Here is a 14,349-nt window from a genome sequence, read left to right on the forward strand (position 1 = left end):
CTCGGCCCTGCCGGTCTCTCAGTGGACCGGCAGGCGCCTGCGATTCTGGACCACCTCGGTGACCAGATCCTGGTAGCCGTCGGCGAGTTCGGCGAGCCGGGTCCACCGCAGGTGAGCGTCGGTGCCGCACAACGGTTCCCGGCGCTGTCTGGGGAGGTCCGGTTCGATGCAGGCCTGAGCGGCCACCCATTTGGCGGCCATCCGGTCGATCACCGCGCCGAGGGTTTCGGTGTGCAGCGACGCGCCGTGCCGGTGCACCACATGGGTGGCGACCCAGGCGTTGATCCGGTCCACCAGTGTGGCGCGTTCGCGGTCGATGTCCTCGACCACGGCGGCGGAGACGATCGCCGCCGACACCCCGGCGCCGTCGGAGCTCTGCGCGAGGGCCAGGGCGCGCTGCCTGCGTTCGTGACAGTCGGCCAGCGCGCGGGCGGTCGCCAGGACGGGGTGGGCTCGCGCGGGCAGGTCCGCGGTGTCGCGCAGTGCTTGTAGCAGCGCCGAACGCGGTGGCAGCGCACCGGTTTCGGTCCATCCCGCATGGGTCGGCATTCAGTTGCCCCCTGTGTCGACAGTTTTCGTGTGCAGCATTCGGTAATCGGTCCACACTCAGAAAAGCGTGACCGCCATCTCCGTGCAACGGCTGCACGCATAATTCGCCGATGTGCGGGCGAATTGTTATGGAGTGCAACACCGACTTCACCGCGAATACACGCTCGCGGAGCGAGGTTCGGGCTCCGGCATTCCCGGGGCAACCTGTTGGGCGCAGTAGCCTTCGCGTCGGTCTCCGATCGGCTAACCTCGGTATTCGTGTCCGCCTATGTGTCCTCGCCGGAGCTGACGTTCGGCTTTCTGTTCGCGCTGGAAGACCCCGAGCGAATCGCCGAGGTCGTGCGCACCCTCATCGTTCGCAAAACCGTGTCGGTGTTCCGTTTGGCGCGGCTGTCCGACGACGACGGGCCACCGGAGCGCTACGTGGTGAACTGGGCGACCATTCCGCAGATCAACATCACCACCGCCGCGCCGGAGGCCGACGAGCTGCGCGCGAACGGCACGATGCTGGTGAACGCCTTCCTCGGCGAGGACGGTGAGGTGAGCCTCTACTCGGCGCACGGCGAGACGCCCGCCTGAGCGATCCGGGCAACGCTGCGGCCACCGGGCCTCGCGTACAGCCGTGCACCGGCCCTCTCCTACGGCGCGCCGCGCGAGAACTGGGGCTCGGCGATTTCGGCGAAAGCGCAGCGCGCGACCATGCGCAGTGTTAGAAACGCAGGCGCTTCACAAGCGCGGAAGGGCTCGCGCGGGGCAGGAAGGATTCTCGATGTCTGTCGCCGAGACGAGCGTATTCGAAGAACTGGAATCCAACGTCCGCGGCTACTGCCGGTCATGGCCGACGATCTTCGACACCGCGAGCGGATCCGTGCTGCGTGACGAGCGCGGCCGTGAGTACCTGGACTTCTTCGCCGGCGCGGGGGCGCTGAACTACGGGCACAACAACCCGGTGCTCAAGCGGGCGCTGATCGACTACATCGCCCGGGACGGCCTCACCCACGGCCTGGACATGTCGACGGTGGCCAAGCGTGAACTGCTCGAGGCGCTGCGCGAGCTGATCCTGCGGCCGCGCGGGCTGGACTACAAGGTGCAGTTCCCCGGCCCGACCGGCGCGAACGCGGTGGAGGCCGCGCTCAAGCTCGCTCGCAAGGTGACCGGCCGCCAGGCGGTGCTCAATTTCACCAATGCCTTCCACGGCATGACGCTGGGCGCGCTGTCGGTCACCGGCAACGCCGCCAAACGCGCCGGCGCCGGGGTGCCGCTGCCGCATGCCACACCGATGCCCTACGACGGCTTCCTCGGCGACGGCGACAGCCTGGGCTGGATGTGCCGGATGCTCGACGATGCGTCCTCCGGGCTGGACAAACCCGCGGCGGTGATCGTGGAGACCGTCCAGGGCGAGGGTGGGGTCAATGTCGCCGGGGTCGAGTGGCTGCGCACCCTGGCGCAGCTGTGCCGCAGCCGCGGCATCCTGCTGATCGTCGACGATGTGCAGATGGGCTGCGGGCGGACCGGGCCGTTCTTCTCCTTCGAGATCGCGGGCATCACTCCCGACATCGTGACGCTGTCGAAGGCGATCGGCGGCTACGGCCTGCCGATGGCGCTGGTACTGATGCGTCCCGAGCTGGACCAGTGGGCTCCCGGCGAGCACAACGGCACCTTCCGCGGCAACAATCCGGCCTTCGTCACCGCACGGGTCGCGCTCGAGCACTACTGGTCCGACGACGCGCTGGAGCGGGCCACGGCGGTCAAGGCCGCCGTGATGTGGGCGGCGCTGGAGCGCATCGCGGGGGAGTGTGACGGCATCTCGGTACGCGGCCGCGGGCTGGTGCAGGGTCTCGTGTTCGCCGATGCCTCCCGGGCGGCCAAGGTCTGCCGCGCGGCCTTCGATCGCGGGTTGCTGGTGGAGACCTCGGGCTCGGTGGACGAGGTGGTCAAGCTGATCCCGCCGCTGACCATCGGCGAGGGCGAGTTGGCGCGCGGCTTGGACGTGCTGGGCGAGTCGGTCGCCGCGGTATGTGGCTGAGGTCATGTCCCCGGCGCCGGCCGTCACCGATCTTTCTCGATAGACTGGAGTCATTCCAGAAAAGCTCCGGAGCCGGGTTTCGGTTCCACGGGCTTTCTGATCGAGAGGAGTAGCTCATGACCGCCATGCTGTCCGCCACCCCGATCACCACCACTCTGGGCGCCGCCGAGCAGAAGGTCGTCGGCATCGTCGTCCAGGACGCGCTGGCCGACATGATCGACCTGTCGCTGATCGGCAAGCAGGCGCATTGGAACGTCGTCGGCCGTCACTTCCGCGAACTGCACCTGCAGCTCGACGAAGTGGTCGACGCCGCACGCGGATTCGCCGATTCGATCGCCGAGCGCGGCGCCGCCCTGGGCATCTCGCCGGACGGCCGGGCCGCCACCGTCGCCGGGGCGCGCGGTCTGCCGGAATTCCCCGCAGGCTATGTGACCGACCGCAAGGTCGTCGAGGCCATGGTGGCCACGCTGGACATCGCGGTCCGCCGGATGCGCGAGCGGGTCGAGGCCACCGACAGCGCCGATCCGGTGACCCAGGACCTGCTGATCGGGATCACGGCCGAACTGGAGAAGATGCGCTGGATGTTCCAGGCGCAGACCGTCGACAGCTGAGTGTTTCCCGGAAGCCGGTGCGCGGCGACCGATCGGGACAGCGCCGCAGTCGACAGGGCACGGCGCGAGGACCGGAGGGTTGTCGCGCCGTCGGCTGCCGGGCGCTCGTAGAGTGGGCCGGTGATCCGCACAGCCGCCCTCGCTCATGTCCGCGACCGCAGACTGTTGCAGACGCGATCGGCCGGCAAAGAGGTGTTCTACATGGCGGGCGGCAAGATCGACGCGGGGGAGACGCCCGATCAGGCCCTGCATCGGGAGGTGCGGGAGGAACTCGGCGTCGCGGTTGTGGACCACCGGCAACTGGGCGTCTTCGAGGCCGAGGCCTTCGGGCACGCGCCCGGGGTGCGCCTGCACATGACCTGCTTCACCGGTGAACTCGACGGCGACCCGCGGCCCAGCGGCGAGATCGCCGAACTGCGCTACTTCACGGTCGGCGAGTACGCCTCCATGCGGCACGTCGCACCCGGATCGCTGCTGGTCTTCCAGCGCCTTTTCGACCTCGGCCTGATCGACTGGTAGGCCGTCGCGGCGAGCGGATCGCCCGCCCGGGCCAGGCGTGTCGGACGCGAACGGCCGAAAATCTGGACAATCGTTATACTTACGCCCGGTGGACAGCAGGGCCGCGCGTCGGTCATGGTGGACGCACTGCCTCCGTAGCTCAGTTGGATAGAGCAAGGGCCTTCTAATCCCTAGGTCGCAGGTTCGATTCCTGCCGGGGGCGCAACGATGCGCCGGTGCACACACTGCACCGGACTCCCTGTGCGTACCCGGTGTACGCATTGCGCAAACGCCGATTTTTCCGCTGCCCTCCACGGCAGCCAAACCCGGCACGGTGTGGCCCCGCTCATCCAACTACGCTCAGTCGTATGTCGTCACCCTCGGAGCCAGCCGAAGCCACCGCTGCGCGGGACGTCACGCGAAGCGCGGCGGCAGGGCGCTTCGCCGCTGTGACGGTGTTCTCCGGTGCGGTGGCGGTGTTCTGCGGCGCGGTGGCCGCGGTGACGGCGGCACTGGTCGTCGGGCTCTCGGCGGCCCAGGCGCTGACGCTGCTCGGCATTCCCGATCCCGGCGCGCTGACCACCTACGGGTTGCCCGCGGTGCGTGCGCTGGCCGATCTGGCCGCCGCGCTCACCGTCGGTTCGCTGCTGTTCGCCGCGTTCCTGGTTCCGCCGCAGGGCAACGGCCTGTTGGACACGGGCGGCTATCGCGCTGTCCGGATGGCCTCGAACTTCGCCTTGGCGTGGGCGTGCTGCGCGGCGCTGCTGGCGCCGCTGACCGTCTCCGAGACCACCGGCAGGCCGGTCGGCCAGATCTGGCGGCCGACGGAACTCTGGGGGGCCATCGGCCAGATCGAAGTCGCGCAGGCTTGGCGCACGACGGTGGTGCTGGCGTTGATCGTGGCGATCGGCGCCCGGCTGGCCCTGCGCTGGGGCTGGATGCCGATCCTGCTGGGCGTCTCGATCGTGACCATGCTGCCACTGGCGCTGACCGGGCATTCGTCGTCCGGCGGCTCCCACGATGTGGCCACCAACAGCCTGATCCTGCATCTGGTCGCGGTCGCGGTCTGGGTGGGCGGGCTGTTCGCGGTGCTGGCCTACGCGCTGCGCGGCGGACTGTACACCGGGCTGGCGGCCCGGCGCTTCTCGCTGGCGGCCACGATCGCGTTCGTGGTGATCGCCGTCAGTGGCGTGATCAACTCCTGGGTCCGGCTGCCGTTCTCGGAACTGTTCACCAGCACCTACGGGCGGCTGATCCTGGTGAAGGCGCTGGCGCTGATCGTGCTCGGTGTGCTCGGCTGGTTTCAGCGTCGCGCCGCCCTGCCCGCGCTGGAGGCGAATCCGCGGGACCGCGGCGCGCTGATCCGGTTCGCCGGTGTCGAAGTCCTGATCTTCGCCGCCACCATCGGGCTGGCTGTCGGTCTCGGCCGGACCCCGCCTCCGCCGCCCACCTCGGTGCCGACACCGGTGGAAGTGGAACTCGGCTACGATCTCGCCGGTCCGCCGACGGTGGCCAGGATGCTGTTCGACTGGCGCTTCGATCTGATTTTCGGCACGCTCGCGATCGTGCTCGCCGCGCTGTACCTGCTCGGGGTGCGCCGGTTGCGCAAGCGCGGGGACGCGTGGCCGGTCGGACGCACTCTCGCCTGGCTGTCGGCGTGCGCGCTGTTGCTGATCACGACCTCCTCGGGCGTCGGCCGGTACGCGCCTGCCATGTTCAGCGTGCACATGATGCAGCACATGTCGCTGTCGATGCTGACGCCGATCCTGTTCGCTCTCGGCGGCGCGGTGACCCTGGCATTGCGGGCGCTGCCGCCTGCCGGCCGCGGCGCTCCGCCGGGGCCGCGCGAATGGGTCCTGCAGGCGGTGCACAATCCGGTGGCGCGGGTGCTGACCCAGCCGATCGTGGCCTCGGTGATCTTCGTCGTCGGCTTCTACGCGCTCTACATGGGCGGCATCTACGACTCGATCGTCGACTCGCACGCCGCGCATCTGTTCATGAATCTGCACTTCCTGATCAGCGGCTATCTCTTCTACTGGGTGGTGATCGGCATCGATCCCAAGCCGCGCCAGGTGGAGCCGCTGACCAAACTGGGCATGGTGTTCGGCTCCCTGCCCTTCCACGCCTTCTTCGGTGTGGCGCTGATGAGCATGTCCACGGTGATGGGTGGCTGGTTCTTCCGCAGCCTCGGCCTGGACTGGCACACCGACCTGCTCGGCGATCAGCGCACCGGCGGCAGCCTGGCCTGGGCCAGTGGCGAGGTGCCGCTGGTGGTGGTCATGCTGGCGCTGCTCATCCAGTGGTCACGTAGCGACCAGCGCGCGGCCAAACGCTACGACCGCGCGGCCGACCGTGACGACGACGCCGAGCTGGCCGCCTACAACGCGATGTACGCCGAGCTCGCCCGGCAGGATGCCACGGGCAAGCGCGAGGCCGGCTCTTGACCGAGCTCGACGCCGCGCCGGACTCCGGTGCCTCCGAGCGGCTCACGCGTTCGGATATCCGCACCGCCCGGCGCCGACTGGCGGGCCGGATCAGGAAGACCCCGGTGCTGCACACCTCGGTGGCCGGTCCGAACGGGCCGGTCCCGGTCACCCTGAAACTGGAATATCTGCAGCACGCGGGCACGTTCAAGGTGCGAGGAGCGCTGAACGCGATGCTGGCCGCCGACGCCACCGAGCACGTCGCGCTCGCCTCGTCCGGTAATTCCGGCATCGCCGCCGCACTGGCCGCGGCCTGGCTGGGCAAGACCTGCACGGTGGTGGTGCCCGAATCGGCGCCGCACACCAAGGTCGCGGCCATGTGGTCGCACGGCGCGGAGGTGCTCTGGTTCGGCACCACCTACCGGGACGCCGAGCTGCACGCTCGCGAATTGGCCGCCGCACGCGGGGCGCTGTTGCTGCACGCCTACGACCAGTCCGATCTGGTCGCGGGCTCGGGCGTGCTCGGTCTCGAACTCGAGGAGCAGGTGCGCGGCAGGCCGCCGGTACTGGCGGCGGTGGGTGGCGGAGCCCTGGTCGCGGGGCTGGCGGCGGCGTACGGGCGCAGGCAGCGCGTGATCGGGGTGGAGCCCGCGAGCAGGCCCGCGTTGCGCGCCGCCTTGACCGCCGAGGCGCCGGTCGAGGTCGGACCCGCGCCCGCCGGCAGCGACGCGCTCGGCGCGGGGCGCGTCGGCCACCTCGCATTGCGGCTGGCCCGCCGCTACGACGTGCCCGCTCTGCTGGTCACCGACGACGCGATCGCCACCGCGCGCGAGTACCTGTGGCGCGAGTTCCGTATCGTGGTGGAACCGGCGGGTGCGGCCGCACTGGCCGCCGTGCAGAGCGGCGCCTACGTCCCGGCGGGCGGCGAACGGCCGATCGTGGTGCTCTGCGGGGCGAACACCGACACGACCGGGCTGTGACCCCCTGCCCGGACCGGGCTGTGACCCCCTGCCCGGACCGGGCTGTGACCCCCGCCCGGACCCGGCTGTGACCCCCCGCCCGCCTCTGGCGAGTACCACTGTTCCCTGACCGATAGGCTTGCGCATATGGCTGAGTTCATTTATCAGATGAAGAAGGTTCGGAAGGCGCACGGCGACAAAGTCGTGCTCGACGATGTCACCTTGAACTTCCTTCCCGGCGCCAAGATCGGCGTCGTCGGTCCGAACGGCGCGGGTAAATCCACCGTGCTGAGGATCATGGCCGGACTGGACCAGCCGAACAACGGTGAGGCGTTCCTCGCGCCCGGCGCCACCGTCGGCATCCTCCAGCAGGAGCCGCCGCTGAACGAGGAGAAGACCGTTCGCGGCAATGTCGAGGAAGGCCTCGGCGAGGTCAAGGTCAAGCTGGACCGGTTCAACGAGATCGCCGAACTCATGGCCACCGACTACTCCGACGAACTGATGGAGGAGATGGGCAAGCTCCAGGAGTTCCTCGATCACTCCGACGCGTGGGATGTGGACTCCCAGCTCGAGCAGGCCATGGACGCGCTGCGCTGCCCGCCGCCGGACGAGCCGGTCACCAACCTCTCCGGTGGCGAGCGCCGTCGTGTCGCGCTGTGCAAGCTGCTGCTGAGCAAGCCGGACCTGCTGCTGCTCGACGAGCCGACCAACCACCTCGACGCCGAGTCGGTGCTCTGGCTCGAGCAGCACCTCGCCCAGTACCCCGGCGCCGTGCTCGCGGTGACCCACGACCGGTACTTCCTCGACAATGTCGCCGGCTGGATCATGGAGCTCGACCGGGGCAAGGCCATCGGCTACGAGGGCAACTACTCCACCTACCTGGAGAAGAAGGCCGAGCGGCTGGCCGTGCAGGGCAAGAAGGACCAGAAGCTGCAGAAGCGGCTCAAGGACGAGCTCGCCTGGGTCCGTTCCGGCGCCAAGGCCCGCCAGGCCAAGAACAAGGCGCGCCTGGATCGCTACGAGGAGATGGCGACCGAGGCGGAGAAGACCAGGAAGCTGGACTTCGAGGAGATCCAGATCCCCACGGGCCCGCGCCTGGGCAATGTGGTGGTCGAGGTCGAGCATCTGGACAAGGGCTTCGGTGATCGTCAGCTGATCAAGGATCTGTCGTTCACGTTGCCGCGCAACGGCATCGTCGGCGTCATCGGCCCCAACGGCGTCGGCAAGACGACACTGTTCAAGACCATCGTCGGTCTCGAGCAGCCCGACAGCGGCACGGTCAAGGTCGGCGACACGGTCAAGCTCAGCTACGTCGACCAGAACCGCGCGGGCATCGACCCGAAGAAGACGGTGTGGCAGGTGGTCTCCGACGGCCTGGACTACATCGAGGTCGGTCAGCAGGAGATGCCCTCGCGCGCCTACGTTTCCGCGTTCGGCTTCAAGGGGCCGGATCAGCAGAAGCCCGCGGGTGTGCTCTCCGGCGGTGAGCGCAACCGCCTGAACCTGGCGCTGACCCTCAAGCAGGGCGGCAACCTGATCCTGCTCGACGAGCCCACCAACGACCTCGATGTCGAGACCCTGGGTTCGCTGGAGAACGCGCTGGAGAACTTCCCCGGCTGCGCCGTGGTCATCTCCCACGACCGCTGGTTCCTGGACCGCACCTGCACCCACATCCTCGCGTGGGAGGGCGATTCCGACAACGAGGCCAAGTGGTTCTGGTTCGAGGGCAACTTCGAGGCATACGAGGCGAACAAGATCGAGCGGCTCGGCCCGGAGGCGGCGCGCCCGCACCGGGTGACGCACCGCAAGCTGACCCGCGACTGATCCTCGGCGGGCTTGTCCCGGCGCGGTGACCCGACGCGGGCAGCGGCCTCGGCTCGAACGCTCTTGTACAGGGGGCGAGACGGTTAACCGTCTCGCCCCCTGCGGTTTTCACGTGTAAGACACATTCCCGGATGGAAGTGGCTAAGGTGGGCCGGGTGCATGCGCAGGCGCGTTCCGGTGCCCCGACAGTCCTCATCGCGATCGCGTCGACGTGAGGTAACCCGGGTCCGATCGGAGGCTGTGCCGGAAGCGGAACCGAGAGGCGAAGCCCCGGCGTTTCGGCGGCGGAAGGGTATTCCGCTGCCGTGCGTGTGTGGCACAGCTACCCTTCGGACTGCGTCACTTTGTTGCGGAAGTCCGATCCGAGGGAGTTGGCGAAGAAAATGACGGTCTCGTCCGAATTGTCCGGTGCGGCCTGGGCCGCGAGTTTGCCACACTCGCTGCGCGAGGAGCTGGCAAATCTCGAGCGGGCGTATTTCCGCCACGTCGACGCGGACGATGTGGACAGTGTGATCACCGGTTTGTCGCTGATCTTCCAGCGACATCTGGAGCTGGCGGCGACGCGTCCGGTGGGCCGGGCACTGGTTCGGGTCCACCACCCCGAAGGCAGCACGGACAGCACGGCCGGCACGGACAGCGCGGACAGTTCGGGTATCGGCGCGGCCGTCCAGGTGGTCACCGACGACATGCCGTTGCTCGTCGACTCGATCACCGCCGCGGTGAGCCGTGCCGGCGCGAGCATCACCGAGGTCATCCACCCCATCTTCGAGGTCGAACGCGACGGCGAGGGCCGTCTGCTGGCCGCCGTCGCGCACGAGGTCGAAGCACGATCCGAACTGGAGGCGCGCGAAGGCGCCGACCTGCGCCGGGAGTCGTGGATCCACGTGCAGTTGCATCCCTCGACCGATCGCGCGGTGCTCGACGGACTCGCGGACACATTGCGGAATGTGATCGCCGACGTGCGTCAGGTGGTCGCCGATCGCGGGGCCATCGAACAGGCGCAGAAGGCGCTCGCCGACGAACTGGACCGGCGCGCCGCGGCGGGCGGCGGCCCGTTCCCGGCCCAGGACCTCACCGACACCGCGGCGCTGCTGCGCTGGCTGGGGGGCGGCTACTTCACCGTGCTCGGCTACGCGCGCTACCGGCTGCACAGTGTCGGCGGGCGCACGGTCACCGATCTGGTCGACGGGACCTGCCTCGGGGTGCTCCGCCCCGATGTCGGCACCGATTTCCGGGTGCCGGTCAACGGCTCGGACCGGCCGTTGCTGATGCTGACCCAGGGGCTGGTCCCGGCCACCGTGCACCGCTCGGTGTACCCGTACTTCGTCGGTGTCGCCGATGTCGACGCCGCCGGCACGGTCGTCGGCGAGCACCTGTTCATCGGCGTGTTCACGGTGACCGCGGTCCACGAGAACGTGCTCGACATCCCGGTCATCTCGCACCGGGTCCGCAGCGCGATCGAGCGCAGCGGGTTCGACCTGGAGTCCTACTCCGGGCAGGCCATGCTCGAGGTCATCCAGTCCTTCCCCCGCACCGAACTGTTCTCCTCCGACGCGCAGACCATGCGACGCACTGCCGAGGCGGTGCTGAATGTCGGTCTGCGCAGACAGGTTCGGCTGTTCCTGCGCGCGGACACCCACGGCCGGTTCGTGGCCTGCCTGGTGTACCTGCCCCGCGACCGCTACACCACCCACGTGCGCCTGAGCATGCAGAAGATCCTGGTGCGCGAACTGGGCGGCGATTCCATCGACTACTCCGCGCGCGTCAGCGAAAGCGATTTGGCCAGTGTGTATTTCACCGTCCGGATGCCCGGCGCGGAGACCGGCGGCCCGGACCGCGCGGCCATCCTGGCCCGCACCTCCGACGAGAATCGCAAGCGCATCGAGAGTCTGCTCGCCGAGGCCAGTCGCACCTGGGCCGATCACCTGATCGAGCTGGTGAGCACCACGTCGGTGCTCGATGCCGAAGTGGTGCAGGAGTATTCGACCGCCTTTCCGGAGTCCTACAAGCAGGACTTCACCCCCGCCCGCGCGCTGCGCGACATCGCCCGGCTGGAGCGGCTCACCGAGGGCGCCATCGACCAGCACCTCTACCGGATTCCCGACGCCGAACCCGGCGCGTGGCGGTTCGCGCTGGCGGTGTGCGGTGCGGGAATCTCGTTGAGCCAGGTGCTTCCGGTGCTGCAGAGCCTGGGGGTCGAGGTCGTCGACGAGCGGCCCTACCGGGTCCGGGTGGAGCCGGAACGCTGGATCTACGACTTCGGCGTGCTGGCTCGCCAGGAACTGCTGCGCACCGCGCTCGACACCGATCTCGACGCCGAGCTGCTGGAGTCGGCCGCGGGCGAGGGCAGCGGGCTGCGGCAGCGGTTCGTCGACGCCGTGGCGGCGATGTGGCACGGCCGCGCCGAAGCCGACGGGCTCAACGAACTGGTGTTGCGTGCCCGGCTGCCGTGGCGCGCGGTCGCCATGCTGCGCGCCTACGCGAAATACCTGCAGCAGGCGGGGTTCCCGTATTCGCAGGCCAATATCGCGCGGGTGCTGCTGGCCCACCCGGACATCGCCGCACTGATGGTCGATCTGTTCGCCGCCCGCTTCGATCCCGGCACCTGCTCGGCCGAGCGCGCCGTCGAGTGCGAGGCTCAGCTGCACCGGCGCATCGACGAGGTGGTCAGCCTGGACGCCGACCGCATCCTGCGCGCCATCCTCGGCCTGATCAAGGCCACCCTGCGTACGAACTTCTACACCACCGACACCGAGGGCGCCCCGCGCGGATACATCTCGATCAAGGTCGAACCGCGCGAGATCGCCGAATTGCCCAAGCCCAAACCGCAGTTCGAGATCTTCGTCTACTCCCCGCGGGTGGAGGGCGTGCATCTGCGCTTCGGCTCGGTGGCGCGCGGCGGCCTGCGCTGGTCGGACCGGCTGGAGGACTTCCGCACCGAGATCCTGGGTCTGGTGAAGGCGCAGGCGGTGAAGAACGCCGTCATCGTCCCGGTCGGCGCCAAGGGCGGCTTCGTGGTCAAGCAGCCGCCGCAGCCGACCGGTGACCCGGGCGCCGATCGTCAGGCGCTGACCGCCGAGGGCGTGGAGTGCTACCGCACCTTCATCTCCGGCCTGCTCGATCTCACCGACAATGTCGATCTGGCCACCGGCGCGGTGGTGCCCCCCGCGCGCGTGGTGCGTCACGATGGCGACGACACCTACCTGGTGGTCGCCGCCGACAAGGGCACCGCCAGTTTCTCCGACATCGCCAATGCCGTGGCGATCGACTACGGCTTCTGGCTGGGCGACGCCTTCGCCTCCGGCGGCTCGGCCGGCTACGACCACAAGGCGATGGGCATCACCGCGCGCGGCGCCTGGGAGAGCGTCAAACGCCACTTCCGCGAGATGGGGATCGACACCCAGAGCGAGGACTTCACCGTGGTCGGCGTCGGCGACATGAGCGGTGACGTGTTCGGCAACGGCATGCTGCTGTCCGAGCACATCCGCCTGGTCGCCGCCTTCGATCACCGGCACGTCTTCCTCGACCCGAATCCCGATGCGGCGCGGTCCTATCGGGAACGGCAGCGCCTGTTCGCCCTGCCGCGTTCGAGTTGGGCCGACTACGACCGCTCGCTGATCAGCGACGGCGGCGGCGTATGGGATCGCACCGTGAAATCGGTGCCGATCAGTCCACAGGCGCGCGTCGCGCTGGGACTGCCCGACGGCGTGACGTCGCTCGCGCCGCCGGAACTGGTGCGCGCGATCCTGCTCGCGCCGGTGCAACTGCTGTGGAACGGCGGCATCGGCACCTACATCAAGGCCTCCACCGAGACCAATGCCGAGGTCGGCGACAAGTCCAACGATCCGGTCCGGGTCGACGGCCGGGATCTGCGTGTCGCAGTGATCGGCGAGGGCGGCAACCTGGGCGCGACCGCGCGCGGGCGCATCGAGTTCTGCCGGGCGGGCGGCAAGATGAACACCGACGCGCTGGACAACTCCGCCGGGGTGGACTGCTCCGACCACGAGGTCAACATCAAGGTGCTGCTGGACGGCGTGGTCAGCGCCGGTCTGCTGCCGGTGGCCGAGCGCAATCCGCTGCTGGCCTCGATGACCGACGAAGTCGCCCGGATGGTGTTGCGCGACAATGTCTCCCAGAACTTCCTGATGGGCCTGGCGCGGTTCGAGGCGCTCCGGATGACCAATGTGAACGCCCGGCTGATCACCGACCTCGAAGAGCGTCGCGGCCTGGACCGCGAGCTCGAGGCACTGCCCTCGGCGGCGGAGATGAAGCGTCGCGCGGCCAACGGCGAGGGGCTGGTCTCCCCGGAGCTGGCGAATCTGATGGCGCACGTGAAGCTCTCGCTCAAGTCCGACCTGCTCGACTCCGATCTGCCCGATCAGGCCTATTTCGCCGCCCGGCTGCCGGAGTACTTCCCCGAGCCGATGCGCGAGCGGTTCGGCGCGGCGATCAAACGGCACCGGCTGCGCCGCGAGATCGTCACCACCGTGCTGGTCAACGAGATGGTGGACTACGGCGGCATCAGCTACGCCTTCCGGCTCAACGAGGAGAACGGCGCGTCCGCCACCGACGCCGTGCGCGCGTTCACCGCGGCGGTCGAGATCTTCGGCCTGCGCGAGGTGTGGGAACGCATCCGCGCAGCCGATATCCCTGTCGCGGTGCGCGACGAACTGGAACTCGAGACCAAACGCACCCTGGACCGGGCCTCGCGCTGGCTGCTCAACAACCGTCCGCAGCCCATCGCGGTCGGCGCGGAGGTCAACCGGTATCGCGATGGCGTGCGCGAACTCGCGCCGAAGGTGTCCACCTGGTTGCGCGGTCACCACATCATCGGCCTCACCGACCAGGCCGACGAACTCGTCCGGCGTGGGGCGCCGCGTGAGCTGGCCATCGACGTCTACGGCCTGCTGAACCAGTTCCCGCTGCTGGACATTCTCGACATCGCCGACATCACCGACCGCGACGGCGACGAGGTGGGCGCGATGTACTACGCGCTCAACGACCACCTCAAGATCGACTGGCTGCTCGCGGCGATCTCCGATCTCGAGCGCGGCGACCGCTGGCACGCGCTGGCCCGGCTCGCGGTGCGTGACGACATGTACTCCTCGCTGCGCTCGCTGACCCTCGACGTGCTCTCGGCCGGTGATCCGGAGGAGACCGCCGAGGAGAAAATCCAGTACTGGGAGTCGAAGAACCAGTCCAGGCTGGGGCGCGCGCGGGCGGCGCTGGCCGAGATCTTCGAATCCGGGGCGCACGATCTGGCCGGTCTCTCGGTGGCCGCGCGGCAGGTCCGCAGCATGGTGAGCGGGGTGGGAGCCCAGTCGTAGGCCCGCGGGGTTTCTGTCGGTATATGTCACAATCGCGCGCCCCGGACCTGCGCCGCGACGCGCGACTGGCCTACGCTTGATGCCCAGGTCCGGCCCGGTCCGTAGTGCGGGCCGGAATCGGGCTATCCACGG

General features: G+C 69.0%; 9 protein-coding genes and 1 tRNA gene. 9 read left to right on the plus strand and 1 reads right to left on the minus strand.

What is annotated here, in order from left to right:
- Positions 1–18: 18 nt before the first annotated feature.
- The gene (locus NS3_RS18065; RefSeq protein ID WP_067861190.1) at positions 19–549 is read right to left on the minus strand and encodes a DUF4254 domain-containing protein; all 531 of its coding nucleotides are present in this window, start codon (positions 547–549) and stop codon (positions 19–21) included.
- 258 nt (positions 550–807) lie between these two features.
- Here NS3_RS18065 and NS3_RS18070 point away from each other — a divergent pair, with 258 nt between their 5' ends.
- From NS3_RS18070 to NS3_RS18110, 9 genes are all read left to right on the plus strand, one after another.
- Positions 808–1,128 carry a hypothetical protein gene (locus NS3_RS18070; protein WP_067861192.1) on the plus strand — a complete coding sequence of 107 codons (321 nt, stop codon included), beginning with the start codon at positions 808–810 and terminating at the stop codon, positions 1,126–1,128.
- A 190-nt stretch (positions 1,129–1,318) separates the two neighbouring features.
- Positions 1,319–2,575 (plus strand): diaminobutyrate--2-oxoglutarate transaminase, encoded by a 1,257-nt coding sequence (gene ectB, locus NS3_RS18075; protein WP_067861194.1) that lies wholly within the window; start codon positions 1,319–1,321, stop codon positions 2,573–2,575.
- A 116-nt stretch (positions 2,576–2,691) separates the two neighbouring features.
- A complete protein-coding gene (locus NS3_RS18080) occupies positions 2,692–3,186 on the plus strand; it encodes a Dps family protein (RefSeq protein ID WP_067861196.1) in 495 nt (164 codons plus the stop codon).
- A 120-nt stretch (positions 3,187–3,306) separates the two neighbouring features.
- Positions 3,307–3,705, plus strand: a complete 399-nt coding sequence (locus tag NS3_RS18085; protein ID WP_067861198.1) for an NUDIX hydrolase — start codon at positions 3,307–3,309, stop codon at positions 3,703–3,705.
- A 128-nt stretch (positions 3,706–3,833) separates the two neighbouring features.
- Positions 3,834–3,907: transfer RNA gene (locus tag NS3_RS18090), tRNA-Arg, on the plus strand.
- A 145-nt stretch (positions 3,908–4,052) separates the two neighbouring features.
- Positions 4,053–6,128 carry a bifunctional copper resistance protein CopD/cytochrome c oxidase assembly protein gene (locus NS3_RS18095; protein ID WP_067861200.1) on the plus strand — a complete coding sequence of 692 codons (2,076 nt, stop codon included), beginning with the start codon at positions 4,053–4,055 and terminating at the stop codon, positions 6,126–6,128.
- Positions 6,125–7,087 carry a serine/threonine dehydratase gene (locus NS3_RS18100; protein WP_067861202.1) on the plus strand — a complete coding sequence of 321 codons (963 nt, stop codon included), beginning with the start codon at positions 6,125–6,127 and terminating at the stop codon, positions 7,085–7,087. Before NS3_RS18095 ends, NS3_RS18100 begins: the two co-directional genes overlap by 4 nt.
- A 126-nt stretch (positions 7,088–7,213) precedes the next feature.
- Entirely contained in the window at positions 7,214–8,890 is a 1,677-nt protein-coding gene (gene ettA, locus NS3_RS18105; RefSeq protein ID WP_067861204.1) for an energy-dependent translational throttle protein EttA, read from the plus strand.
- Between the two features lie 383 nt (positions 8,891–9,273).
- Complete coding sequence (locus NS3_RS18110) at positions 9,274–14,217, plus strand: NAD-glutamate dehydrogenase (RefSeq protein ID WP_067861206.1); 4,944 nt, start codon at positions 9,274–9,276, stop codon at positions 14,215–14,217.
- The last annotated feature ends 132 nt before the right edge of the window (positions 14,218–14,349 follow it).

It is taken from the genome of Nocardia shimofusensis NBRC 100134 (assembly GCF_001613125.1).
In the GTDB taxonomy this organism is placed as follows: domain Bacteria; phylum Actinomycetota; class Actinomycetes; order Mycobacteriales; family Mycobacteriaceae; genus Nocardia; species Nocardia shimofusensis.